Genomic DNA, 24,481 nt, shown 5'->3' on the forward strand with positions numbered 1-24,481 from the left:
CCCCCACCCGCCGGCGCTCGCGCTGGAGCGCTCTGGGCGGCCGCACCGCTTCGCCGAGGTGTGTGAGACGCCGGTCGTGGTCGTGGAGCGCGTGCGTCGGTGCTGCTCCACGCCTACCAGGCCAGTTCCCCGGCCTCGTCCTGGAACGTCCCCGTCGGACCGTCCGGGCCGAGAGTCGCCAGGCGCACGACGGTCCTGGCGCTCTCCTCCGGTGATCGCCCGCCTTCGAAGGGCAGCTCGGCGGTCATGTCGGTGGCGGTGAAGCCCGGCTCCAGCGCGTTGAACTTGATGCCCGGCTGCGACTTGGCGTACTGGAGCGTGAGCATGGTGGCCGCCGACTTGGACGCGGCGTACAGCGGCGCCGTCCTCAGGTGGAACTCCGGCCGGTCGGGGTTGGTCACCGCCCAGAACGACCCGGCGCTGCTGGAGACGGTGACCACGGTCGGGTTGTCGGACCTTCGCAGCAGGGGAAGCGCCGCCTCCGTGACGCGCACGATTCCCACCGCGTTGGTGTCGAAGACCCGCAGAGCCGTGGGGCCGTCGCTGACCCCGTTCGCGAGGATGCCCGCGTTGTGCACCAGGACGTCGAGCCGCCCCTCGACCGAGTCGATCGCCGCCAGCGCGTCGCTCACCGACGCGTCGTCGGTCACGTCGAGTCGCACGAATCGTGCGCCGAGCGCCGCCGCGGCCTTCTCGCCTCGTTCGACGTCACGCGCACCGATGTAGACGACGTGGCCCAGCTCCAGAAGCTGCCTGGCCGTCTCGAAGCCGATGCCCTTGTTGGCCCCGGTGATCAGTGTGATGGTCATGCGTTTCCTCTCACGACATGTGGCCCGAGTGGGCCACTCGGCGCCGCCAAGCGCGGCTGCCCAACCTTGGCGGGAGCCCTTTCAAGCTGGAGTGGGAGCCGCTCCGCCCGCCTCGGACTTCTGTAGCGATCGCTCCAGAACTCGAATGTAGCACTTCCGCATCGATCGCTGCGGAAAGGTAGGCTGCGGGGGTGGAGACGAGACAGTGCGGCCCGATCGGCCGGCCGCGGGGATTCGACGCCGACGAGGCTCTCGAGCGCGCCCTGCTGGTCTTCTGGGAGCACGGCTACGAGGGGGCCAGCCTGTCCAGCCTGACGACCGCGATGGGCATCTCCACCACCAGCATGTACGCGGCCTTCGGCAACAAGGAGCAGCTGTTCCGCAAGGCCCTGGAGCGCTACACCGAAGGCCCGGGCGCGCACCTGGCCGAGGCCCTGCGCGAGCCGACCGCCCTCGCCGTCGCCACCGCGATCCTGACCGGCACCGTTCGGAGCACCACCCGCCCGGCCCATCCTCACGGGTGCATGGGCGTCCAAGGTGCCCTGGTCGCCAGCGATTCCGGGCGTGAGGTCCGCGACCTCCTCGTCGCCTGGCGCGACAACAGCTACTCCTGCGTCCACGAGCGGTTCCGGCGAGCCGTCGACGACGGCGACCTGCCTCAGGAGGCCGATCCCGGGCTACTCGCCCGCTACGTCACCACCTTGGCGTTCGGCATCGCCGTGCAGGCCGCGAGCGGTGTCGGCCGCGACGAGCTCCAGGAGATGGCGGACGCCGCCCTGCGCAACTGGCCGCTCACCTGAGAAGACCGCGGCCACCGGGCACACGGCGCGAGAGCGCCGGGACTGATCAAGGCGACCGTCGATCGGCGTTGCCCACGTTCGCGGCGTCAGCGCTTTCCCGTGGTGCCGGTACCCCGGGTGGGCCCTGCCCGCGCAGGCGGTCCATCTCCCGCCACTCGGGCCGCAGGCCCGTCAGGCTCGTGGTGAGCGCGTAGGCCGCCCCGCCCGCGAGCAGCACCGGCGCCAGCCCCGCTGCCGCCACCGCCATCCCGGCCGCCAGCCCACCGAGCGGGATCCCCGCCCAGGCGAGGGAGTCCGACAGCGCGTTGACCCGGCCCAGCAGGTGCCGCGGCACCCGCTCGTAGGAGATCGCCCCCAGGATGGGGTTCAGGAACCCGCTGGCGAACCCGCCCACCGCGAACACCGCCACCATGGCCCACACCGGCGCGTCCACCGCCAGGATGAGGAACCGCGACGGCCCGGCGAGCAGGAAGGCCACGAAGAACACCGGCCTGCGCCGCATCCGGTGCGCCACGGCGGCCGCGACCAGGCTGCCGGCGACGGCCGTCAACCCCGCCACGCCGCCGTTCAAACCGACCACCGCGGCGCCGTGGCCGGACTCCCTGGCCCATACGAACACGAGCACCTGGTTGAAGGCCGCGTCGAGCAGATTGGTGACGCCGACCATGACCACCACGGAGAGCAGCAGCGGTTGGCCGCGCAGGAACGCGAAGCCCTGGCCGAACCGCCGCCAGTACCCCTCATCCACCTCCTGCGCCGGCGCGCGGTGCCCCATGCCGCGCGGTAGCGCCCACGCCACGATCACCGAACCGAGCGCGAAGCAGATGACGCTGATGCCCAGGCCGGCCAGCGGCCCAAGGAGCGCCACCACCGCGCCCCCCGCCGCGGGCCCGGCCGTCTGGGCCAGCCGCTCGGTCACGCCCATCAGCCCGGCGGCCCGCTCCAGCGGCACCCGCCCGCGCTCGGCCGCCTCGGGGATCATGATCTCCTTGGCCAGGTCTCCTGGGCCGCGAGCCGCGCCGACCACCGCGACGAGGGCGATCAACGCGCCCAGCGGCAGCAGATCCAGCGCGTGCAGGAGAACCACCGCGCCGGCCGCCGCGGCGCTCCCCACATCGCCGGCCCAGGAGATCCGGCGCGGCCCCACCCGATCGACCAGCGGCCCGGTCAGCGCCTTGACCAGCACGTACGGGGCCATCTCCGCGAAGGCCACCAGCCCCGTCTGCGCCGCACTGCCGGTCGTCGTCAGCACGAACCAGGGCAGCGCGATGGCCGACACCCGCGTGGCGGTCAGCGACACCGTCATGGCCGCCAGCAGGCCGGCCATCGGGCGTGAGGACTCGCGTGATCCCTTCACGCGCCCTCCGGCAGCTCGGGCAGGAGCTGCGTGATCAGCGAGACCCGCGCGGCGCCCTCGGGCGCCGCCGCGCCGGGCATGTCGCGGCGGTAGCGGGAGACGACCTCTTCCAGCTCCTCGCGCAGCCGCTGCCCCTCCTGCGGGGTGAGGCGCAGCGCGATGGAGCTGAGATCGAACACGCGCCGCCACTGTCCCGGCATGGTCTGCAGCTCGCTCAGCGTCCGCTGGGTGCGCAGGTTGTACAGGGCGGCGATGGACTGCATGTAGGCCAGCACCGCCTCCGGCTCCCGCTCCGCGAGTTCGGCGTCGCTGAGACGGGTGATGTGGTGGACCGAGCGCCACCAGCGCTCGCGGGCGTTGCCGCGCTCGGTGTCCTCCTCCACGAATCCGGCGGCGCCGAGCCTGCGCAGGTGGTAGCTGGCCGTGCCCGAATTCACCCCCAGGCGCTCGGCCAGGCGGGTGGCGGTGGACGGGCCGTGTTTGCGCAGCAGGTCCACGAGTTGCACCCGCACCGGGTGAGCCAGCGCCCGCAGGCCTTTGGCGTCGAGGACGACCACGCTCTCGCGAGGTTCGGTCATGCCTGGAGCCTAGACCGCAAACAGTCATTCGCAAACACTTGTTCGCGAAGAACTGTTGGCAATCGCCTGGGCACCTCGGCCGGCATCGTCGGTGCGACCGCGGATGCGCGCTCGCAACACCACAGGCCCTGGCTCCGGCGATCTAGCCGGGCCCGGCGAAGCCGGTGATCAGCACGAACAGCGGCAGGCCCGTGTTGTGGACGGCGTGGAGGGCGACCGCGGGCCAGATCGATCCGCTGCGGCGCATCACCTCGGCGGCCATGACGCCCACCACGAACGCCGTGGGCAGGACGATGTTGACGCCGTGGGCGAGGGCGAAGATCGCCGAGCTGGACAGGACGCCGACGACGGGCCCGTAACGCAGCAGGGCGTTGGCGACGACACCGCGGAAGAGGAGCTCCTCGCCAAGGGGGGTGAGGACGGTCAGGAAGGCGAAGGTCAGGATCAGGGGCAGCACGCCGCCGCCGGCCGCGTCGTAGTACGGGCCCTGGGGGTTGGCGTCGAGCCCGGTCAGGGCGATGACGGCGTAGTTCACCACGCCCTTGAGGGCGAAGGCGGCCACGCCTGCGGCCGCGCCGATGCCCATCCATCGCCAGGTGGTGCGGCGCACGCCGAAGGCGCCCCAGGAGCGGATGCGGATCAGCGCCGCCGCGGCGAAGCCGACGAGGCCGACGACGCCCGACCAGGCGGCCAGGACCAGCCCGTACACGGCCGCGTCCAACTCCAGCCCCGCCGGGCCGAGGAACGGAAGCACGGCCGCGGCGGCCGCCATCGAGAGCAGGCCGACCACGATCTCGGGCCAGCCCGGGCGCGGAGCCGTCATCGGCGCGGCTCCCAGCGGAAGATCCGGGAGGCCAGCGCGACGGCGACGACGACCCAGCTCAGCGTGGGCGCCAGGAGGATCAGGGAGTCCGCGACGGGGACGCCGCCGTTCCAGGCGTTGAGGACCAGCTCGGTGACCGAGCCGCCCGGAAGCAGCCGCTTGAGCAGGGTGAGCTCCTCGGTGCCCGAGAGCCCTATCCAACTGGCCACGGCGATGACGCCGAGGCTGACGGGCAGCGTGGTCACCTGGGCGTGCTCGGGGGAGTTCGTCACTCCCGCGGTGGCCAGGCCCAGGCCGAGCATCATGATCACCATCGAGAGGACGGCCGCCGCCAGAAGGGGGACGTTGTCCGGTCGGCCGGTGACCACGGCCAGCGCGGTCAGGATCACGGTCACCTGGACGAGCGAGATGACGGTGAGCGGGAGGAGCAGCCCGGACAGGATGCCGGTGTCGCCCGCCGCGGTCGAGCGCAGCCGCTTGAGGAAGAGGTTCTGCCTGCGTGCGGCCAGGGTGGTGACCGCGGCGGTGTAGAGCCCGAACGCTCCGACGGTGAACATGACCACCGCCGCGATGTATCCGAGGCTGCCCAGGGCCGCGAAGCCTTCGTGCTGGTAGATGAAGAACGCGCTGACCGCCGCGGGCATGATGAGGCTGGTGACCAGGACCAACCGGTTCCGGAAGATCTGGACCAGCTCACTGAGAGCGATCGAAAGCATGGCGAAGGTCCTTTCCTTACGAGGTCGCGGGAGCGGTCTGGTCACTGCCGAGGGCACGGAAGACGTCGTCGAGCCGGGTCGGCCCCGCCTGGAGCCCTCGCAGTTCCACCGCGTGGTCCTGCGCCCAGCGCAGCAGGGTGTGCAGGTCCTCCTGCAGGCTGAAGGTCTCGACGCGGAACCTCCCGTCCCCCTCGCGCGTGGCCGGCAGCGGCGGCGCGGGGGCGGGGGCCGCCAAGGAGAACTGGATGGCCGCCGGCAGCGTCCGCGTCAGCTCGGCGACGGTCCCCTCCCGGTGGAAGGTGCCCTTGTGCATGAGGCCGACGCGGTCGGCGCGCTGCTGCGCCTCCTCCAGGTAGTGCGTGGTCAGGACGACGGTGGAACCGTCTTCACGCAGCCTGTCCACGGCGTCCCACAGATGGTCCCGGGACTGGATGTCCAGACCGGTGGTGGGCTCGTCCAGGAAGATCAGTTCAGGCGCTCCGTACACGGCGGTGGCGAAGTCCAGGCGCCGTTTCTCGCCGCCGGACAGCTGGGCCACCTTGGTGCCGGCCTTGCGGGTGAGGTCGACGATGCCGAGCACGCGTTCGACCCGGTCGGCGCGCTGGGTGAGTCCTCCGATCAGCCGAACCGACTCTCTCACCGTCAGGTCCGGGGAGAATCCGCTGTCCTGCAGCATGATGCCCATCCGGGGCCGCACGGCGCGCCGGTCGCGCGGGCTCTTCCCGAAGACCCGCACGGTGCCCGAGGTGGGGGCGCGGTGGCCTTCGACGATCTCCAGGGCGGAGGTCTTGCCCGCCCCGTTCGTACCGAGCAGCGCGTAGAGCTCCCCGGCCTCCACCTGGAAGGACAGGTCTTTTACGGCATGGAAGTCGCCGTAGGTGAGGTTCAGACTTCGGACGTCGATGACTGGTGGCGATGACATGCCGTCGATCCCAGCAGCCGCCACGCCCACCGGGCAGTGCGACCACGTCACGACCTCGCTGTGGCATTTCTTAGCGGAACGTATGACGCAGCGTCACTGACGCCACCACGGAATCACCCTAATACTGGACATACCTTGCTCTGCTCGATCCCGGAGAGCCACGATGGACACCAACGCCCCGCGCATGCCGTCCGAGCACGCCGAGACGACGCGAGGACGGCTGGGCAGGCTCAACCTCGTCATGTTCCTCCCGATGCTCGCCGCCGTGGGGACGCTGCTGGTGGCGAGGGACGCCCAGACCTGGGGGCAGGCCGCCGTCCTGGCTCTGGGCGTGGTCGCGGCCCTGGTGGCCTTCGTGCGGTGGGCGGCGCGGGACCTCTCCCGCGTCGCGCTCCCCTGCCTGGTCGTCGCCGCGGCCGTCTGGGCCTTCGGAGCGCTGGTGATGGGCAGTGACGCGGCGTTCTACGGCATCTTGATCGTGGGTTCCCTGGTCGTCCCCCAGCTCCGGCGCCACCGGGCCTGGGCGGCGGTGGCGGTGACCGTCTACGTCGCCGCGGTGGGCGCGGCGAGAGTGCTGGTGACCGGGGAACCCGTCTCCGACGTGCTGATCCCCTACGTCATCATCCCCGCGGGCGTCACCGCGGCGCTGATCGGCCTCATGTTCCCCAACCAGAGGTTCTACGGCATCGTGAGGGAGCTGGAGGAGGCGCGAGACCGCGAGGCCGAGCTGGCCGTCGTCCGGGAGCGCATGCGTTTCGCCAGTGATCTGCACGATATTCAGGGCCACACGCTGCATGTGGTGAAGCTGAAGATCGCGCTGGCCCAGAAGCTGGTGCACAGCGACGCCCAACGGGTGGAGCAGGAACTACGCGAGGTGCACGCGCTGGTCAGCGACACCATCACCCAGACCAAGGAGCTCGCCTACGCGCAGCGGCGGCTCAACCTGTCCGCGGAGCTGGAGAACGCGAAGAACCTCTTCGAGGCCGCGGGCATCCGCGTGCGCGTCGACCGTCAGGGCGAGGTCGACGCGCGCACGGGCGAGCTGCTCGGCCAGGTCCTGCGGGAGACGACGACCAACATCCTGCGGCACGCGCAGGCCGGGCAGGTGCGCATCACCCTGTCGGAGTCGGGCATCACCGTCGTCAACGACGGCGCTCGGGAGGCTCCGCCTCCCGAGCTGCGAGGGCTCGCCACGCTCAAGGAACGAGTGGTGAGCAACGGAGGCGAGCTGACGGTGGAACAGGAAGACGGGCGGTTCCGCACGGCCGCGGCATTCCCGCACGGTCGTGCGAGCGGTGCCCTCTGAAGCGAACGCCGCCCTTGGAGACGGGACCGCTCTTCGAAGCGGGGAAGGACTATCGATGACCACCGTGGTGCTCGCCGACGACGAGGCACTCCTCCGCAAGGCCCTGGCGGCGCTGCTCCCGCTCGAGGGCGAGATCACCGTGCTGGCCGAAGCGGAGGAGGGTGCGGCGGCCGTCCAGGCCACGCTGCGACACCTGCCCGACGTGCTCGTCATCGACCTGGAGATGCCCGGCATGGACGGGCTCGAAGCCGTCGCGGAGATCCGCCGCGCGCGGCCGGAGCAGGTGATCCTCATGCTGACCCGCCACGCCAGGCCCGGAGTGCTGCGCAAGGCGCTGAGGCTCGGGGTTCAGGGCTTCGTCAGCAAGTCGGCCGAACCGGCGCACATCGTCTCGGTCATCACGACCCTGCACGAGGGCAAGCGATGGATCGACCCGGATGTCTCCGCCCTCGCCATCGTCGACGACTGCCCGCTCACCGACCGCGAGCTCGACGTGCTGCGAGCGACCCGCGAAGGCTACTCGGTCGCCGACATCGCCACCCGGCTCCACCTGGCGGAAGGCACGGTGCGCAACTACCTCTCGAACGCGATGCAGAAGACCCAGACCCGGACCCGGCACGAAGCGGCGCGCTACGCGCGTGAACACGACTGGCTGTGAGCGCCGACGGCCCGGCGAGGAGACGCCCGCCGCCGGCTCACTTCACGATCGGCTCAATGCGTGGCCCGCGTCGACGTGGGCCGCCCCCGGATCAGAGTGACGCCGTAGGCGATGATCCAGAGGACCCACAGCAGCCAGCCGGCGAGCCCGAGGAGGCCCAGCGGGCCGCTGTGGGCGATGACCAGCGGCGTGAGGGTGGCCGAGACGAACAGCAGCGTGGCCGCAACCAGCCCCACGCCGCCGTGCCATGCCCGGATGAGGCCGGCGCGCCGGCCCGCGACGGAGAGGCCGATGAGGGCGAGCGCCAGGAAGGTGCCGTTCAGGGTGAACAGCGCGTCGTGCAGCGCCCAGAGCCCTCCGGTCGCGGCGCCGTCGTGCGTGGCCGTCCAGGTGAGCGCGAGGCGGGTCGCGACGACCGCCGCGAAGGTGGCGTTCTGCAGCAGCAGGCCGGCCAAGCCGACCAGTGACCACGCCTCGCCCCGCTCGTGCTCGGACCGCCGCAGCGCGGCGACCGCCCCCGCCCCGAACAGGGTGGCCAGCAGCCAGGCGGCGGGGGTGAGCGCGGACGCGATGCCGACGACGTCGCTGCGGGAGCCGAAGAACGCGTCGACCGCGTCGATGCCGGCGCCGGTGGGCGGCAGACCCGCTGGCACCATGAGGACGTTCGCCAGGACGATCGACAGGGCGAAGCCGAGGGCGGCGGCGCCGCCGACCCGGGAGAAGCCGAAGGCGCTGCCGCCCGGTGTTTGATGTAACATATATTCATTATAAGCAGCGTAAAACCGATGAGGGGAACATGAGCCCGGAGCAGGACCGGCGCCGCTACGACTCCCTGCGCCGCTCGGCGCAGGCGCGGGAGACCCGCGCGGACATCGCCCGCGCCGCCCGCCGGCTGTTCGTGTCCCAGGGGTGGGCGGCGACGACCGTTCGCGACGTCGCGCGCGAGGCGGGAGTCTCCGTGCCGACGGTCTACGCGGCGTACGGGAACAAGGCGGGCCTGACCCGCGCCCTGGCCGACGCCGCCGACCTGTCGGCGGACGCGTCGCGGATGGTGCGGGAGCTGGAGGCCTCGTCCGCGGCCCCCCGGCGGCAGCTCGCGGCGATGGCCGGCTATGACCGGCGGCTGTTCGAACGCGCGGGCGACGTCATCGCGCTGGTCCGCGAGGCGGCCCGCGCCGAGCCCGAGCTGGCGGCGGCCTACCTCGCCGGCCGCGGACGCGGCGACGAGACCCGCGCGCTGGTGTTCTCCTCCTGGCCGCACGGCGTCCTGCGGCCCGGCCTGGACGTGCGGTCGGCCGTGGACGTCTACGCGGCCCTGTGCAACATCGACGTCTACACCACGCTCACCACCGAGCGCGGCTGGCCGCCCGAGCGGGTCGAGCGGTGGTGGGGCGAGGCGCTCGCCCGCGAGCTCCTGAGCTGACCTCCCTCCCCCGGTTCGGGCGCCGGCGTCGGGCGGCGGGCCTGCGGACGCGGCGTAGGCTGAGATCGGACACGCGGTCGCCGGCTCGCCGCACAAGGCGGGCGGGGGCCGTTCGGAAGCTCACCAGTCAACGGAGTAAGCGACGATGGCCGACAAGCCGGTGGCGATCCCGGGGCCCGACCACCCCATCACCGTCGAGAGCAACCCCGCGCGGGTCGTGGTCACGGTCGGCGGGCGGGTGCTCGCCGACACCCGCCAGGCGCTGACGCTGCGCGAGGCCGACTACCCGCCCGTGCAGTACATTCCGCGCCAGGACGTCGACATGGACGCGCTGGAGCGGACCGAGCACCACACCCACTGCCCCTACAAGGGTGAGGCCTCCTACTACAGCCTCCCCGGCGGCGACGCGCGGGCGGCCAACGCCGTCTGGACCTACGAGACCCCCCACGACGCCGTCTCCGGCATCAAGGAGCACCTCGCGTTCTACCCCGACCGCGTCGTGATCGAAGAGCGTCCCGCCGGTTGAGGCTGATCGGCCGGAATCCCCTTCGTTCCAGTAGGTAAAGCGACTATCGTCGATCATGCCGGTCCTGTCACCGGCGTGACGGACGACATGAGGCGGCCCGCGGCCGTGGCCGTGCTCCCGCGGGGGCAGCCGCTTCGCGACGAGGGGGAGCCATGGCACACCGTTCTCCGGACGATCAGGTGCTCGACGCGTCCCCCCAGGGGCTCGCGAACCTGGGCGCGCTGTTCGACGGCCAGGGCGACGACGTCGCCGGAGCCGTCGGCGAGGCGATGAAGCGGCTCGCGTCCATCGGCGACTTCTGGGGAGACGACGGCGCGGGCCACGCCTTCTACCACGGCTCCGGCGGCAAGGTCGGGTACGCCGGCAGGGCCGCCGACCTCGAAGCCGAGCTGCGCGCCCTGGCCACCGCCTACGGGCGCATCGGCGACAACCTGGTGGTGATGGGCCGGAACATCCAGGCCGCCGACTGGGCGTCCATCGCCAGGTGGCTGGAGCACGGCAGGTGAGGCTCAGCCGCGGGATGCTCTACCCCGCCGGCGGGGCGGGCATCGCCGGGTTCATCTCCACCATGCTGCTGGTCCAGTGGCCGGAGGGCGATCCGGACGGCGCGCGCCAGGCCGCGGCCGTGTGGCGGTCGCTGGCCCAGAAGATCGACGCCAACAGCGTGACGACCGGCGCCCTGGCCGAGAAGGTGTGGAAGGACCACCCGAGCCAGGGCTCGGAGGCCTTCCGGTCCCTGTGGCGGGGCGGCGGGTCCGCCGCCGCGCCCGGCGGGGTGTCGGCCGCGGCCCCCCTGCTGTCCGACCACTGCCGGCGTATGGCCGCGGCCTGCGAGGAGTACGCCGAGGCCCTGGACACCACGCGGCGGGCCCTGAAGGTGATGGCCGCGACCAGCTACCTGCAGCTGATGTTCGCGGCGTCCTGGCCGTGGGTCGGCGCCCGGAGCACGGCGCTGACCAAGTGGCTGATCGACCGCCTGCACAAGAAGCTCCAGGCCCAGATCCTGCTGAAGCTGCTGCAGACCACCGTCATGAAGATCGTCACCGAGAAGCTCGCCGGCTACACGGTCGGCAGCGCGGTCTTCGCGCTCGGTGACGAGACGATAGCGCTCGGCGCCAGGGCGGCGTTCGGCGAGGACCTCGGCTCGGTCTCCGGCAACGTCACCGCGACGCTGAAGGACTTCGCCGCCTGCCTGGTGTTCTTCGGGGTCTGGGACCTCACCAAGGTCGGCCCCATGCGCAAGGTCTTCCGCGACAACGACGCCGGCGACTTCGCCTCGTTCTACGTCGGCTCCAACGCCTACACCGTCACGCACAACCTGGAGAACGGCAAGTCCGGCACGGAGGTCCTGCCGACCCCGAGCCAGCTCATCTCCAAGCTCTTCATCGGCATCTCCCAGCGCGGCCGCGACCCCGGCTACCCGGCCAAACCCGCCTCCCAGCCGTAGGCGCACGCGGCCTTCCCGACCCCCTCTCACCGGGGGCTCGGCCCGCCATGGGGGTCGCGAACGCCGAGAACGCGCAGGGCCGGGCGGCGGACGACACGCGTCGTCCCCCTCGGCCAGTCCTGGCCCGCGCCCCGGCGTGGGCTCAGGCGTCGAGGGCGCTGCCCTTGCGCCACTTCTTGAAGGGCATCTGCCAGAATCCCCAGCCGTTGTCCCATTCCAGGGCCCGGTTGGTTCCGACGATCTTCACGATGTCGCCGCGGTGGAAGTTGTCGTAGTACCAGCGGGCCTGGTCGGGGCGGGCGTTGATGCATCCGTGGCTGACGTTGGCGCGGCCCTGGGAGCCGACCGACCACGGCGCGCCGTGCACGTACTCGCCGCTGTTGGAGATGCGCACGGCGTGGTTCACGATCTCCTTGTAGTAACCGGGGTCGCCCTCCTTCTTCCCCGGGGAGATCATGGTGACCGGGTTGCCGCGCTCCATCGTCAGGTGGACGCCGCTGGTGGTGGTGTACTCGCGGGTGGTGGCCTTGCCGGCGCTGATGGGCATCTTCTTGACGGTCTTGCCGTCCTTCTTGACGACCATCATGTGCGTGCGCGTGTTGACCGTGCTGATCCAGGCCGCGCCCACCTTCAGGGTGGAGGAGTAGTTCTTGACGCCGTACATCTCCTTGCCGCCGCGCACGCCGACCAGGCCGGCGGTGAACTTGACGTCCTGGTGCGCGGGCCAGTACTTGGCGGGGCGGTAGATGACCCGGGTGTCGTTGATCCAGCGCCAGGCGCCGTCGACGGGCTTCTCCGGCGTGACCACCAGAGCCGCCTCGACGGACTTCTTGTCGGTGACGGGCTGGTTGAAGGTCACCATGATCGGCATGCCGATGCCCACGGTCTCGCCCTTGACGTTGGGCGTGATGTCGGCGATCCGCAGCTCCCGCGCCGGCTTGAGCGTCTTGAAGGTGCTGGTCGCCGTGACCGGGCCGCCGTCGCCGCCGGCCGTCGCCGAGACGGTGTAGTCGCTGGAGGGCTTCAGCGCCTCCTTGGAGGTCCACTTGGTGCGGGCCTCGTCGAACTCGCCCTCCACGGACGAGCCGCCGGCCTCGACGGTGACCTGCTGCAGCTCCCCGTTGCTGGCGGTCACCACCACACGCTTGTCGGGCCGCACCTTGCTCGCACCCTTGGCCGGGCTGATGGTGATCTCCGGGACGGGCACGGCGGGCGCGCTCGGCGTGCCGCCGTCCGCGCCGGGGGTGGACGGCGGCGCGCCCGAGGAACACGACGCCGTGAGCAGACCCGCCATCACCAGGGCCAGCCCGGCGATGGGAGTCCTCAGGCGATCACGGATGCTACGGCGCACAGACCCCAACCCCCACGTCGGCAAAGTACTGTGAAAAACCCTAATAGGGCTGGCTACCCAATTGAGCGTTTTTTAGCCGACTTGCGTCACATTTCGGTCAACTTGCAGGGCATATGCGGATGTGATCGGTTAGCGGCCGACGCCGTGGAAGATCTGAAAGTCCCGCGGTCACGGACACACGCGGACGCCGAGAGCCCGAGGTGGGAAACCGGTCAGGGCCCCGCCGCGGCGGGTTCAGCCCTGGAGCAGGCGGTGGGTCAGGCTGGTGTGCCTGCGGCCGGCTCCCCGGGTGCGCACGGCCTGGCCCAGGGCGCGCCGGGAGCCCACCAGCACCACCAGCTTGCGGGCCCGGGTGACCGCCGTGTAGAGCAGGTTGCGCTGCAGCATCATCCACGCGCTGGTGGCCAGCGGGATCACCACGGCGGGGTACTCGCTGCCCTGCGAGCGGTGGATCGAGACGGCGTAGGCGTGGGCCAGCTCGTCCAGCTCGTCGAAGGCGTACTCGACGCTCTCGTCCTCGTCGGTGAGGACGGTCAGCTTGCTCTCCTCGGGGCGAAGATCGGTGACCACGCCGACGGTGCCGTTGAACACCCCCGCGACGCCTTTGTCATAGTTGTTGCGAAGCTGGGTGACTTTGTCACCGATTCTGAAGACCCGGCCGCCGTAACGCCGCTCGGGCATGCCCTCGCGCGGCGGCGTCAGCGCCTCCTGCAGGGCGAGGTTCAGGTTGCCCGCGCCCGCCGCGCCGCGGTGCATCGGGGCGAGCACCTGCACGTCGCGGCGCGGGTTCAGGCCGAACCTGCGCGGGATGCGCCTGGCCACGACGTCGACGGTCAGCGCGGCGATCTCCTCGGGCTCCTCGCAGGGGAACAGGAAGAAGTCGGTCATGCCCTCCAGCGCCGGGTGCAGGCCGGTGTTGATGCGGTGCGCGTTGACCACCACCCCCGACTGCTGTGCCTGGCGGAAGATCTGCGTCAGCCGCACCCGGGGCACCGGATCGGCGGCCAGCAGGTCGCGCAGCACCTCGCCGGCGCCGACGGAGGGAAGCTGGTCGACGTCGCCCACGAACAGCAGGTGGGCGCCGGTCGCGACGGCCTTGACCAGCTTGTTGGCCAGCAGCAGGTCGAGCATGGATGCTTCGTCGACGACCAGCAGGTCGGCGTCCAGGGGGTTGTCGCGGTTGAAGGTGGCGTCGCCGCCGGGACGGAGCTGGAGCAGGCGGTGCACCGTGGTGGCTTCGTGGCCGGTCAGCTCGGCCAGCCGCTTGGCCGCCCGGCCGGTCGGCGCGGCCAGGATGACCTTGGCCTTCTTGGCGCGGGCCAGCGTGACGATCGAGCGCACCGTGAAGCTCTTGCCGCAGCCGGGGCCGCCCGTCAGCACGGCGACCTTGGAGGTGAGCGCCAGCTTCACCGCGTCGGCCTGCTCGGGCGCGAGGTCGGCGCCGGTACGCCCGCGCAGCCAGCTCAGCGCGGCCTCCCAGTCGACGCCGGTGAACGCGCCCAGCCGGTCGTGGCCGGAGTCGAGCAGCCGCCGCACCCCGCCGGCCAGCGACAGCTCGGCCCGGTGGAAGGGCACCAGGTACACGGCGGGGACCACGCCGTCGCCGGCGGGCACGTCCTCGCGGATGACTCCCTCGGCGGCGGCCAGCTCGTCCAGGCACCGCGCCACCAGCTCCGGCTCCACCTCCAGGATCTTCACGGCGTCGCCGACCAGGTTGGGCGCCGGCAGGTAGCAGTGCCCGCCGTCGGCCGCCTGCGACAGCGTGTAGCGCAGGCCCGCCTTGACGCGCTCGGGGCTGTCGTGCGGGATGCCGACCGCCTGCGCGATGGTGTCGGCGGTCTTGAACCCGATGCCCCACACGTCGTCGGCCAGCCGGTAGGGCTCGGCCTTGACCACCGTGATGGAGGTGTCGCCGTACTGCTTGAAGATGCGGACCGCGATCGACGTGGACACGCCGACGCCCTGCAGGAAGATCATCACCTCTTTGATGATCTTCTGCTCCTCCCAGGCGGCCCCGATCATCTTGGTGCGCTTGGGCCCCAGCCCCGGCACCTCCACCAGTCGCCCGGGCGAGGTCTCGATGACCTCCAGGGTCTCCAGCCCGAAGTGGTCGACGATGCGCTCGGCCATCTTCGGCCCGATGCCCTTGATCAGCCCCGAGCCGAGATACCGCTGGATCCCCTGCAGCGTGGCCGGCAGCACGGTCGTGTACGACCACACCTCGAACTGCCTGCCGTACTTCGGATGAGAAGTCCACCGCCCCGTCAGCCGCAGGCTCTCCCCCACCTGCGCCCCCAGCAGCGGCCCCACCGCCGTCACCAGATCGCCCTCGCCCCGCCCCACGGCGACCCGCGCGATGGTGTAGCCGGTCTCCTCGCTGGCGAACGTGATGCGCTCAAGGACCGCGTCAAAACGTACACCGGGGGGACCGTCCGACCCAGTCGTCACGGGACCCCCTTGTGCGCAGAGCTTTTTCGCCAAGGGTAGAGCAGCGGGAGACCGGTCAAGAGATCGTCGCCGTCGACGCGCCCGACGTGCCCGACGCGCCCAGTACATGATTCAGAGGTGGTAACCCGCGCTGAAGCTTTGACACATGCTGGGCGCGTCCTCGCGCAGGCAACGCCCTCGGCCCGACGCCCTCTCCGCCACTGCGGGTTCGCGGGCCGCCCACGTTCTAGGAGGGCCCTCACTTGGCGAACGCCCTGCCTCTCGTCGATGCCGATGGCCTGAGCGCGACCACGTCGGCGACCCGCACGCCGTACCGGACGACGTCGAACAGGCAGGCGTTGAACTCCACCCCCGGGAAGCGGCGGCGACACCCTTTCCGGATGGGATTTCTACTCGATCGGGTGATGTGGCAGGGTCACGGCTTCGCCGAGCATGGTGACGACGCGGCCTGCGGGCGTGGCGGCGCGAAGGAGTCCATGACCATGAACCAGCAGCGGCCGGAGCTACCGCGGGAAGAATGGCGGCAGTACTTCGACACGGTCACGCAAAATTACGAGGGCGCCGACCTGACGATCGAAGTGCTGGACAAGGACTTCGGCGATCTGGTCCCGGCGGAGCGGATACCGCTGGCCTATGTGGAGTACGACCCCAAGGACGACCAGTTCTCGGTCGGCGTGGGCGGTCGTAACGCGCGGTATCCCGTGGTGATGCGCCACGCCATCGACCATCCGCAGCGGATCCTGGCCGACACCGTGCAGCACGGCGCGATACGGGCGATCGACGTCTTCGACGCCGAGGGAAACCAGACGATCGTGACCATCTACCTGGTCAAGGTCCCTGAGGAGGCCTCCGCCTGAGTCACCCGGGGTGGACTCGTTCCCCAGGCGCCGGTCCACACCAAGCTCGCGGGCGCGTTCCTCCAGCCGTTCCTCCAGCCGATCCTGCGGGATCTTCATCGAGGCTGGGGATGGTCCCCATGTGGCCGGAGCGTCAGCCGAGACATGGTCTCCTCGTTGTACGTTCTCAGGTCATCCGCTCCAGGACCGCGTCGAGACTCGCGGCGGGGGACCACCCGACCCAGTCGTCACCGAACCCCCTGTCTCCCCAGCGCTTTCGCCAAGGGAAGAGCAGCCGGGCGGCGAGCCGGTGCCGGCCGCGGGGAGGGATCTCGGCTCGCGGGCGACCACGCCGGGCCCGGGACGGGTGAGCGCGCGTGCTTCCGTCGCCGGGCTATGGCGCCGGGGGCGGCGGCGGGCGAGCATGGTGCCATGGAGACCGTTCCACAGTGGTTCGTGACCCTGGCCGGAGAGTTGCTCGCCGTGCCCTCGGTGGCCAATCGCCCCGCCGAACTGCGCCGGGCGCTGGATCTCGTGCTCGACTTCGCCGGGCCCGGCTTCACGGTCGAGCGGTTCGAGTCGGGCGGTAAGCCGAGTGCGCTGGTCTACCCCGCCTCAGCGGCACGCCCGCGGTTTCCGGTGATCTTCAACGCGCACCTGGACGTGGTTCCCGCGCCGCCCGGCCAGTTCGTGCCCCGCCGCGAGGGCGACCGCCTGTACGCCAGAGGCGCCCAGGACATGAAGGTGTCGGCGCTCGTGATGGCGTGGGTGTTCCGCGAGGCGGCCGCCGGTCTGCCCTACCCGGTCGCCCTGCAACTCGTCACCGACGAGGAGGTCGGGGGGCGCGACGGCACGCTGCACCAGCTCCGGCAGGGCGTCGCCGGCGACTTCGTCGTGATCGGCGAGCAGAGCAGGCTCCGCGTGGTGACCGACTCCAAGGGCATGGTCGTGGCGAACCTGCGGGCCACCGGGCGCGGCGCGCACGGTGCCTACCCCTGGCTCGGCGACAACGCCCTGCTCAAGCTGATGCGCAGCGTAGACAACGTGCTGGCCCGCTATCCGGCCGCCACCGAGGAGGTCTGGCGCACGACCGTGAACCTCGCACGGGTCGAGACACCGCGCGCCGCCCGCAACCAGGTCCCCGCCATGGCCGAGGCGTGGCTGGACATCCGCTTCCCGCCCGAGGACGGCGACCTGAACGGCCGCACCACGCAGGAGGTCACCGAGCATCTGCGGAGCTTCTGCGAACCGGGCGTCATCCCTGTCGTCGACCACGTCGACCCCCCGCACCATGCCGACCGCGACCGTCCCGAGGTGCGCGCGCTACGTGCGGCGGCGAGGGAAGAGGGCTACGACGCCCCCTTTCTGCGCAAGCACGGCGCCGCCGACGGGCGGTTCTACTACGAGCGGGGTGTGGACGCGGTGATCTTCGGCGTCGGCGGCGACGGCCAGCACGGCCCGGAAGAGTACGCCGACCTGGCGACGGTGATGCCGTACCGCCGAGCGCTCACGGCATTCCTCCGCGACCGCTGACCCGCCGGTCCCGAAGAGAGGCGATCGGGTCACCGGCCGCCGGCGTCGCAGAGAGGGAGGTCTTCCCGTCCGGACTCCCGGTTACCGGCGTCCGCGGCCCGTCCGGGCCGCACCACCCCGAGGGACGGGGTCGGACCCCTGATCCTCCCTTGACGGCCGTACATCTCCCCCCGGTGGACGTTCGTCCGTCGGGGACGGGGAAGAGAGACGGGCGGATCGGACGGAATCGGCCATGTCGGGAGAGCGGTCATGGAGATCACCGATAGCCTGACGGAACGCCGGCGGCGGCCGGCCGGCGTTCCCGCGTTCAGCAGGCCTGGCCTTTCAGGAGGATTGATCTGATGGCGGCGCTTCTGGAGACCACGTCCCGGGCGTTGCTGCGACGCATCGCCGTCGAGCAGGCCCAGGCTCGTACCCCCTCGCTGGCCGCCATGGTGCTGCGCGACGGCCGCCCGGTGTGGTGGGGCGCGCGCGGCACCGTCGGCGACGGCCCACCCACCGAGCAGACCCAGTACCGCATCGGCTCGATCACCAAGACCCTGGTCGCCGTGCTGGTGATGCGCCTGCGCGACGAGGGGCTGCTCGACCTGAACGACCCGCTCGGCAAGCACGTCGCGGTCAGCGCGGTCGGCGACGTCACCATCGCCCAGCTGCTGTCACACACCTCCGGCCTCACCGCGGAACCGCCCGGGGCCTGGTGGGAGCGCACCCCCGGCGTGGACATCGACGCTCTCGCCGCCGCGCTGGACGTCGAGTCCACGCGCCACCGCCCCGGGCGCCGCTTCCACTACTCCAACGTCGGCTTCGCCCTGCTCGGCGAGCTGGTCGCCCACCACCGCAAGGCCGGCTGGGCCGAGGTCGCGCGCACGGAGATCCTCGCGCCGCTCGGCATGGACGACACCACCACCCGGCCCCGCGTCCCGCACGCCCAGGGGTTCGCCGTCCACCCGTGGGCCGACGTCCTGCTGCCCGAGCCCGAGCACGACGCGGCGGCGATGGGGCCGGCCGGGCAGCTCTGGTCGACCCCCTCCGACCTCGCCAAGTGGGCGGCGTTCCTGGCCTGCGGCGACGAGCAGGTGCTGCGCCCGACCACCCTGGCCGAGATGCGCGAGCCCGCCGCGGTCGAGGACGGCGACGCCTGGACCGGCGGCCACGGCCTGGGGGTGCAGCTCTACCGTCACCGCGGCCGGCGCCTGGTGGGCCACGGCGGGTCGATGCCCGGCTTCCTCGCGGTGGTCTGGGCCGACCCGGCCGACGGCAGCGGCGTGCTGTGCGTGGCCAACACCACCTCAGGCCTGCGCGCGTCCGTCGCGCTCGATCTGCTGGACATCCTGGACGCCCACGAGCCGCCGATCCCTCGCGAGTGGAAGCCCGCGGCCGTGGACACGAGCATGCTGGAGCTGACCGGCCCGTGGTACTGGGGGCCGATGGCCTACACCCTGCGCCTGCTGCCCGGCAGCGACATCGCGCTCAGCCCGGTCAACGGCAGCGGCCGCACCTCGCGCTTCGCCGCGCGGGCCGACGGCACCTGGATCGGCCTCGACGGCTACTACGCCGGCGAGACCCTGCGGCTGGTGCGCCGGCCCGACGGCTCCGTCAGCCACCTCGACCTCAACACGTTCGTCTTCACCCGCGAGCCCTACGACCCGCAGGCGCCGGTACCCGGCGGCGTGGACGAGTCCGGCTGGCACTGACCCGCCGGCCCCCTGGGGGCCCGGCCGCGAGAGGGGCCGGCCGCCGTGCTCCGCGCGGAGGGAGGATGGTGCCGTGGAGAGCGCGCAGGACTCCTCCGGCCTGGAGGAGTTCCTCTGCCTGATCGGGCAGGCGTCCCGCAGGCCCGGCGCCGACGGCGGGCTGGAGGCCGTCGCCGGCTGGCTGCGCCGGCGGTTGGGCGTCGAGATGGCCCTGCGTGACCACACCGGCGCGACCCTGCTGTCGACCCCCGGCTTCCCCGGCCACGTCCTGCCCCTGGTCGAGCCGACGCTGGCGCGCCTGGCAGGCGGGCAGCTCGCCTCGGCCGCGATGGACACCGGCGCGTTCCGCATCCTGATGGAAGCCGTCGCCGTCCGGCCGCCGCGGCCGGTGCTGCTGGTCGCCGGCGCAGAGGAGCCGGCGCCCCGCACGATGGCGCTCGCCTCGCACGCGGCCAGCGTCGTCGCGGCGCTCTACCGCGCCCGCGAGACGGTCCGGGTGTCGGCCGCGTACCAGCGCAAGGCCCACCAGATGCGGCTGGCCCTGTTCATGGCGCTGATGGCGGGCGACACCACGCTGGCGCGGCGGATGACCGCCAGCGCCGTCCCCGCGCTGCTGGAGGCCCGCCGCCTGCGGGTGTGCCTGCTGCGCTGCCCGCCGGGGGAACGCGACCGCATCGCGCAGGCCCACCAGGATCCCTCGGGCTACCACGGGCGGGGCCTGATGGTGCGCTGCCCGGTCTACGACGAGCACCTCATCTGCCTGGTCGCGGAGGATCAGGACGACGCGCCGAACGCCGGCGGTCCCGGCCTCACCGCGGTGCTGCGCGACCTGGCCGACGACCCCGGCTACCTGCTGGGCATCAGCAGGCCGCACCCGCTCGCCGCGACGGCGCAGGCCTACGAGCAGGCCCGGCACGCCCTGGGCGCCGCCCGGCACGCCGCCGGCCGGGTGGCCGTCTTCCAGGGCGAGGCGTCGCTGGAGCGGGTCCTGCCCGGCGAGGCCGCCCGCCGCTGGGCGCGGCGCCTGCTGCGGCCGTTGGACGGCCTGCCCCCGATCACCGTCGACGTCCTGCGGCTGGCCATGCAGTTCCCCCGCTCGGGTGTGGCCCGGCTGCTGGGCATCGGCCGCAACACCGTGACCGCCCACCTCAGGCGGGCCGAGCAGGCCCTCGGGCTCGACCTGGAGGACGTCGGCTCCCGCGCCGCGCTCGCCCTCGCGCTCGGCCTGGCGGCCCCGGGCACCGGCGAGCCGGAGGACCCCCCGGCCCCGCCGGTCGCGGCCGGGGAGATGCTCGGCGACGCCGCCCGGCGGTGGGCCGAGGAGTTCCTGCGGCCCCTGGAAGAGCACGCTCACCGTCACGACCTGCACGCGACGCTGCGCGCGTGGATCGAAGCCGGCACCGACGCCCAGCGGGCCGCCCACAGCCTCGGCATCAGCCGCAACACCGTCAGGGCCCACCTTCTCACCGCCCAGCGCCTCCTCCAGCGCGACCTGCTGCCCTCAGGCCCCGGAGTCCACGAGCTGGTGCACGCCCTGCACCTCACCGGACGCATCGCGCCCCCCGCTCCACTGCGCTGACCCGGCGCCCCCACGCCGCCGCGCTCACCCGGCGGCCCCCGCTCCGCCGCGCTGACCCGGCAGCCGCCTCGGCCGGCGCCCGCGCTTCGCCGGGAAGTGCGGGCGCCTCGCGCACGCGCGCAGGTGGCGCCCCCGCAAGACGCCTGTTCCGCGTGCCCGCCGGCCCGCGAGGCCGCCGGGGAGAGGGCGTGGCCGCGTTGAGGCTGACGCGGCGAGGCCAGGGTCGTGGGGCCCCGCCGCCTGGAGGCCGACGGTAACCGAGGCCGCGAAGCGGGATCAATGTGCACGATGCCCTGCTTCACCGTGCGGCGTTGCGCACGGTGCACCGCCCCGTCATGCCCCGCTTCACCGGGTGGTGCTGCGCACGGTGCCATGTCTCGCCATGCCCTGCTTCACCGGGCGGCGTTGTGCACGGTGCCCGCCTCGTCCGGTACGTGCCCGGCGGTTCAGCGGGTGAGCAGGTCGCGAAGGGCGCCGGCGATCTCGGCGGGAGCCTCCTCGGCCATGAAGTGGCCATAGGGGACGGTGCCGTGCCGCAGGTCGGGGGCCCACTCCTTCCACAGCGCCTCGGCGTCGAAGCCGAGGGCGGCGCCCCAGTCCTGCTGGAGCACGGTGACCGGCATGCGCAGCCGGTTGCCGGCGTCCCGGTCGGCCTGGTCGTGCTCGACGTCGATGCCCGCGGAGGCGCGGTAGTCGGCCACGATCGAGGGCACCGCGCCGCGGCAGGCGTCCAGGTAGGCGGCGCGGACGTCGGCGGGGATCGCCCCGGGGTCGTTGGCCCAGATGTCCAGGAAGTGGCCGAAGAAGGCGTCCGAGCTGGCGGCGATCATCTGTTCGGCCAGGCCAGGGGGCTGGGCCATCAGGAAGAGGTGGAAGCCGACGACGGCGCGGGTGCCGTGCATCACGTCCCACATCTCCAGCGTCGGCAGCACGTCGAGGCTGGCCAGGTGGGTGACCGCGTCCGGGTGGTCGAGCCCGGCGCGGAAGCCCACCAGGGCCCCTCGGTCGTGCCCGGCCAGCGCGAAGCGGTCGTGCCCCAGCGCGCGGGCCAGGGCGACGACGTCGGCGGCCATGGTGCGCTTGGAGTAGGTGGCGGTTCCGTTCTCGGCGGGTTTGTCGCTGGCGCCGTAGCCGCGCAGGTCGGGGCAGATCACGGTGTGGCCGTCCGCGAGGTCGGCGGCGACGTGCCGCCACATCAGGTGGGTCTGCGGGAAGCCGTGCAGCAGCACGATCGGCGTCCCCGAGCCGCCGACGGCGACGTTCAGGGACACCCCGTCGGCGACGGGAACACGCCGGTAGTCGAAGCCGGCGATGGAAGGCGTCATGGTCTTGCCCTTTCGTGGGTGAGCTGGGCCTCAGCCTGCCGCGCGTGGATGAGCAGCCGATGAGCGCGCTGCGGGCGCAGGGCCGGTCAAGGATGAGGATGCCGCCCCCGGCTCAGCCCACTCGGCCACGCCCACCCCGACGTCCCGGGCCGCTATGCCTTCTCCTCTCCGCACCGGCCGAAGGCCTGCGCCGGCTCGGCGAGATCCCCGACCTGCCCGACGGCGGGACACGGTGGAGACGGTGGAGGGAGAGGGCGGGTAGACCTCTGGCTTGGCGCCGACGGCCATCAGGATTCTCCCGTGCGGGATTCACCGTGACGGCGGCGTCTTCAGTTCCCCTCGTGGTCGAGGGTGGCGACCTCACGTACGGCCTCGGCGACGGCGCGATAGTCCTTACGCAGGATCGAACCGTGGTTGCCGGCGACTTTCGCGCTTATTCGGATGTTCGGATTGCGGGCGGTCACCGCAGGGAGGCTGGCGCGTATCCGTTCGTGCCCGCCCTGGCTTCCGAAGGACTCCCCAGAAGCGACCACATAGCGCGCCGGGACGGTGATGCTGTCCAGCACGGGGCCCAGGTCACGCTCGCGGGCGATCCTGCCGACCTCGATGTTGCTGTCTGCCAGCTGGTCGCCGGTCATCCGTGGAGCCATACCGAACGGGCGCAGCAGCTGCATGGGCCACCAGATCCGCTTCCATATCTTGCGCATCCCCGGTTCCATGGACTCGTCGAACCAGTCGTAGGGCTGCGCGCCCTCCACCAAGACCGCGCCCACGGCACGGGCCGGATTCCGACTGGCCCAGTGCGCCGCGACAAACGCTCCATAGGACCAGCCCACCACCACCGCCCGGGCCACACCCCGGGCTGCGAGGACGGCATCGACATCTCGGATGTTCGTCTCGAACGAATAATCCGCCGAACGCTTCGACCTACCACGCCCCCGCATGTCGTAGGTGATATGCCGCCACTGCGTCCCCAACTCGGCAAGGACCCGCCGCCATTGCCGCTGAACGGCGGCGTGGCCGTTGAGGTAGATCACGGGGACACCGTCGGTGTCGGTGTCGGTGACGGCCAAGGCCGTATCGTCTACCGGGACCATGCCGGTCCAGGGGGATCGCTTGATGGTCATGGTCTCCCTTTCTCATAAGTGAATCGCGAACGCTGGCTGGTGCCGGTGGCCAGGTCCCGGACGGCGCCCTCGAACGAACAGTCCGCCGAGCGCTTCGACTTGCCGCGGGCGCGCTCGTCGTAGGCGATGTGCCGGTGGTCGCCGCCGAGGTCGGCGATGACGCGCCGTGCGGCCTTGAGCTGGGTCAGGCCGATCGGAACTCCCGCCTTGACCGACTCGGCGCTGGCCCGATCCAGCGCCCGCGGCGGGATAAGGGCGACGAGCTGTACACCGGCTCGCAGCAGGCGCACCGGACGGTGGCCGGCTGCCACCCTGCTGTCCCGGGGCGACGCCGGCCTTGCGCCGCGCTCCACCAGCCTGGTCCCGCACCCCGTCGCCCGCCGACATGAGTAGTCGACGTCCAGGTGTGAAACGGCGCCCGCGGATCAGTCGGGGGGCTCCGCCAGCCGCTCCATCCGGTGCCACCCGGCCCAGCCGCGCTCGCGCATCAGGTCCAGCAGCCGCTCCGCCCGCGGGTCGGACTCGACGGCAAGTGCGTCCAGAAGGTCGATCGGTAGCTCGTCGTGCGAGACCTCGTCGGGGTTGATCTCGCCGGAGGTGTACGCCTGCTCGGCCAGGCCGGCCATGATGTCGGCGGCTTGTGCCAGACGCGGGTCGTCGTCGCCCGTGTCGTCGTTTTCGATGATCTCCGACAGGATCCGGTAGAGCCGAACGAGTTGCGGGTCATCGAGCTGCGCGGATTTCGCGGCCATGACCGCGGGGATGTCTTCGGGCCAGGCGGCGACAACCAGGATCCACCCGTCCCGCTCGGCTTCCACCATCCGCTCTCCCACCCCGATCTCCCGAAGCAGATCGAGGTAGGAGATCACCTCCGGCGGGAGCGCCAGACTGTCCCCGGCGGCGAGCTGCGCGATCTGCTTGCGGCTGGTCTCATGCCGTTCGATCTCGTCGTGCAGGCGACTGTCGATCCGTTGGACCGCTTCGGCGAAGGTCGCTGCGTCGGCTTGGAGCATCTGACCGATCTGAGCCAGCGGCACGCCGGCGTTGGCGAGGATTCGGATCTTGATGAGCGACACGACCGCCTTCGCACCGTAGCGCCGGTAGCCCGAGGCATCCCGGTCCGCTTCGGGCAGGAGTCCGATCTGGTGATAGTGCCGCACCGCCCGCACCGTGACGCCGGCATACGCCGCCAATTGACTGATGGTCAACATGCTCCGATCCTG

General features: G+C 71.8%; 24 protein-coding genes. 11 read left to right on the forward strand and 13 right to left on the reverse strand.

The genetic code is table 11. The features are described 5' to 3' along the window. Positions 1–113 precede the first annotated feature (113 nt). Positions 114–809: an SDR family NAD(P)-dependent oxidoreductase gene (locus tag PYR91_RS10885; RefSeq protein WP_279779421.1), complete on the reverse strand. Its 696-nt coding sequence runs from the start codon at positions 807–809 to the stop codon at positions 114–116. A gap of 191 nt (positions 810–1,000) precedes the next feature. Here PYR91_RS10885 and PYR91_RS10890 point away from each other — a divergent pair, with 191 nt between their 5' ends. Then, positions 1,001–1,609, forward strand: a complete 609-nt coding sequence (locus PYR91_RS10890) for a TetR/AcrR family transcriptional regulator (protein WP_279779422.1) — start codon at positions 1,001–1,003, stop codon at positions 1,607–1,609. Between the two features lie 46 nt (positions 1,610–1,655). Here PYR91_RS10890 and PYR91_RS10895 read toward each other — a convergent pair whose 3' ends face one another. The 5 genes from PYR91_RS10895 to PYR91_RS10915 form a co-directional block, all read right to left on the reverse strand. Further along, complete coding sequence (locus PYR91_RS10895; RefSeq protein WP_279779423.1) at positions 1,656–2,966, reverse strand: MFS transporter; 1,311 nt, start codon at positions 2,964–2,966, stop codon at positions 1,656–1,658. Beyond that, a complete protein-coding gene (locus PYR91_RS10900; RefSeq protein ID WP_279779425.1) occupies positions 2,963–3,544 on the reverse strand; it encodes a helix-turn-helix domain-containing protein in 582 nt (193 codons plus the stop codon). The genes PYR91_RS10895 and PYR91_RS10900 overlap by 4 nt, the downstream gene beginning before the upstream one ends. A gap of 142 nt (positions 3,545–3,686) precedes the next feature. Beyond that, a complete protein-coding gene (locus tag PYR91_RS10905; RefSeq protein ID WP_279779427.1) occupies positions 3,687–4,367 on the reverse strand; it encodes a type II CAAX endopeptidase family protein in 681 nt (226 codons plus the stop codon). After that, positions 4,364–5,083 (reverse strand): ABC transporter permease, encoded by a 720-nt coding sequence (locus PYR91_RS10910; RefSeq protein WP_279779428.1) that lies wholly within the window; start codon positions 5,081–5,083, stop codon positions 4,364–4,366. Before PYR91_RS10910 ends, PYR91_RS10905 begins: the two co-directional genes overlap by 4 nt. Positions 5,084–5,099: 16 nt before the next feature. Then, positions 5,100–6,005, reverse strand: coding sequence for an ABC transporter ATP-binding protein (locus PYR91_RS10915; protein WP_279779429.1), 906 nt, complete (start codon positions 6,003–6,005; stop codon positions 5,100–5,102). A 163-nt stretch (positions 6,006–6,168) separates the two neighbouring features. Between PYR91_RS10915 and PYR91_RS10920 the strand changes: the two genes are divergently transcribed. Together PYR91_RS10920 and PYR91_RS10925 are read left to right on the forward strand one after the other, a co-directional pair. Next, positions 6,169–7,311 carry a histidine kinase gene (locus PYR91_RS10920; protein WP_279779430.1) on the forward strand — a complete coding sequence of 381 codons (1,143 nt, stop codon included), beginning with the start codon at positions 6,169–6,171 and terminating at the stop codon, positions 7,309–7,311. Positions 7,312–7,366: 55 nt separating this feature from the next. Continuing rightward, positions 7,367–7,969: a response regulator transcription factor gene (locus PYR91_RS10925; protein ID WP_279779431.1), complete on the forward strand. Its 603-nt coding sequence runs from the start codon at positions 7,367–7,369 to the stop codon at positions 7,967–7,969. A 53-nt stretch (positions 7,970–8,022) separates the two neighbouring features. Here the strand turns inward: PYR91_RS10925 and PYR91_RS10930 are convergent, their stop codons facing one another. After that, positions 8,023–8,727 (reverse strand): hypothetical protein, encoded by a 705-nt coding sequence (locus PYR91_RS10930; RefSeq protein ID WP_279779432.1) that lies wholly within the window; start codon positions 8,725–8,727, stop codon positions 8,023–8,025. A 38-nt stretch (positions 8,728–8,765) separates the two neighbouring features. Between PYR91_RS10930 and PYR91_RS10935 the strand changes: the two genes are divergently transcribed. The 4 genes from PYR91_RS10935 (at position 8,766) to PYR91_RS10950 (ending at position 11,365) form a co-directional block, all read left to right on the forward strand. Continuing rightward, positions 8,766–9,392: a helix-turn-helix domain containing protein gene (locus tag PYR91_RS10935; RefSeq protein WP_279779433.1), complete on the forward strand. Its 627-nt coding sequence runs from the start codon at positions 8,766–8,768 to the stop codon at positions 9,390–9,392. Positions 9,393–9,537: 145 nt separating this feature from the next. Then, positions 9,538–9,918, forward strand: coding sequence for a DUF427 domain-containing protein (locus PYR91_RS10940; RefSeq protein ID WP_279779434.1), 381 nt, complete (start codon positions 9,538–9,540; stop codon positions 9,916–9,918). A gap of 152 nt (positions 9,919–10,070) precedes the next feature. Beyond that, positions 10,071–10,424, forward strand: a complete 354-nt coding sequence (locus tag PYR91_RS10945; protein ID WP_279779435.1) for a hypothetical protein — start codon at positions 10,071–10,073, stop codon at positions 10,422–10,424. Further along, positions 10,421–11,365: a hypothetical protein gene (locus PYR91_RS10950; RefSeq protein WP_279779437.1), complete on the forward strand. Its 945-nt coding sequence runs from the start codon at positions 10,421–10,423 to the stop codon at positions 11,363–11,365. The genes PYR91_RS10945 and PYR91_RS10950 overlap by 4 nt, the downstream gene beginning before the upstream one ends. Before the next feature lie 142 nt (positions 11,366–11,507). Here the strand turns inward: PYR91_RS10950 and PYR91_RS10955 are convergent, their stop codons facing one another. Together PYR91_RS10955 and PYR91_RS10960 are read right to left on the reverse strand one after the other, a co-directional pair. Continuing rightward, positions 11,508–12,716: an Ig-like domain-containing protein gene (locus tag PYR91_RS10955; protein WP_279779439.1), complete on the reverse strand. Its 1,209-nt coding sequence runs from the start codon at positions 12,714–12,716 to the stop codon at positions 11,508–11,510. 234 nt (positions 12,717–12,950) lie between these two features. Next, on the reverse strand, positions 12,951–15,164 hold the full coding sequence (locus PYR91_RS10960; protein WP_279779440.1) for an ATP-dependent RecD-like DNA helicase: 2,214 nt from the start codon (positions 15,162–15,164) through the stop codon (positions 12,951–12,953). A 242-nt stretch (positions 15,165–15,406) separates the two neighbouring features. Between PYR91_RS10960 and PYR91_RS10965 the strand changes: the two genes are divergently transcribed. From PYR91_RS10965 to PYR91_RS10980, 4 genes are all read left to right on the forward strand, one after another. Further along, the gene (locus tag PYR91_RS10965; RefSeq protein ID WP_279779441.1) at positions 15,407–16,021 is read left to right on the forward strand and encodes a DUF5335 family protein; all 615 of its coding nucleotides are present in this window, start codon (positions 15,407–15,409) and stop codon (positions 16,019–16,021) included. A gap of 411 nt (positions 16,022–16,432) precedes the next feature. Then, a complete protein-coding gene (locus PYR91_RS10970; protein WP_279779443.1) occupies positions 16,433–17,533 on the forward strand; it encodes a M20 family metallopeptidase in 1,101 nt (366 codons plus the stop codon). 341 nt (positions 17,534–17,874) lie between these two features. Further along, the gene (locus PYR91_RS10975) at positions 17,875–19,227 is read left to right on the forward strand and encodes a serine hydrolase (protein WP_279779444.1); all 1,353 of its coding nucleotides are present in this window, start codon (positions 17,875–17,877) and stop codon (positions 19,225–19,227) included. 73 nt (positions 19,228–19,300) lie between these two features. Continuing rightward, positions 19,301–20,806: a helix-turn-helix domain-containing protein gene (locus PYR91_RS10980; RefSeq protein WP_279779445.1), complete on the forward strand. Its 1,506-nt coding sequence runs from the start codon at positions 19,301–19,303 to the stop codon at positions 20,804–20,806. A 446-nt stretch (positions 20,807–21,252) separates the two neighbouring features. On the opposite strand, the gene PYR91_RS10985 is transcribed toward PYR91_RS10980, so the two are convergent. The 4 genes from PYR91_RS10985 to PYR91_RS11000 all read right to left on the reverse strand — a co-directional run bounded on the left by PYR91_RS10985 (position 21,253) and on the right by PYR91_RS11000 (position 24,469). Beyond that, positions 21,253–22,131, reverse strand: a complete 879-nt coding sequence (locus tag PYR91_RS10985) for an alpha/beta hydrolase (protein ID WP_279779446.1) — start codon at positions 22,129–22,131, stop codon at positions 21,253–21,255. 329 nt (positions 22,132–22,460) lie between these two features. After that, complete coding sequence (locus tag PYR91_RS10990) at positions 22,461–23,258, reverse strand: alpha/beta hydrolase (RefSeq protein ID WP_279779447.1); 798 nt, start codon at positions 23,256–23,258, stop codon at positions 22,461–22,463. After that, complete coding sequence (locus PYR91_RS10995) at positions 23,255–23,548, reverse strand: hypothetical protein (RefSeq protein ID WP_279779448.1); 294 nt, start codon at positions 23,546–23,548, stop codon at positions 23,255–23,257. The genes PYR91_RS10990 and PYR91_RS10995 overlap by 4 nt, the downstream gene beginning before the upstream one ends. 135 nt (positions 23,549–23,683) lie before the next feature. Beyond that, positions 23,684–24,469 (reverse strand): MerR family DNA-binding transcriptional regulator, encoded by a 786-nt coding sequence (locus PYR91_RS11000; protein ID WP_279779449.1) that lies wholly within the window; start codon positions 24,467–24,469, stop codon positions 23,684–23,686. Between the last annotated feature and the right edge of the window lie 12 nt (positions 24,470–24,481).

Source organism: Sphaerisporangium sp. TRM90804 (genome assembly GCF_029846175.1).
Lineage (GTDB): Bacteria > Actinomycetota > Actinomycetes > Streptosporangiales > Streptosporangiaceae > Sphaerisporangium.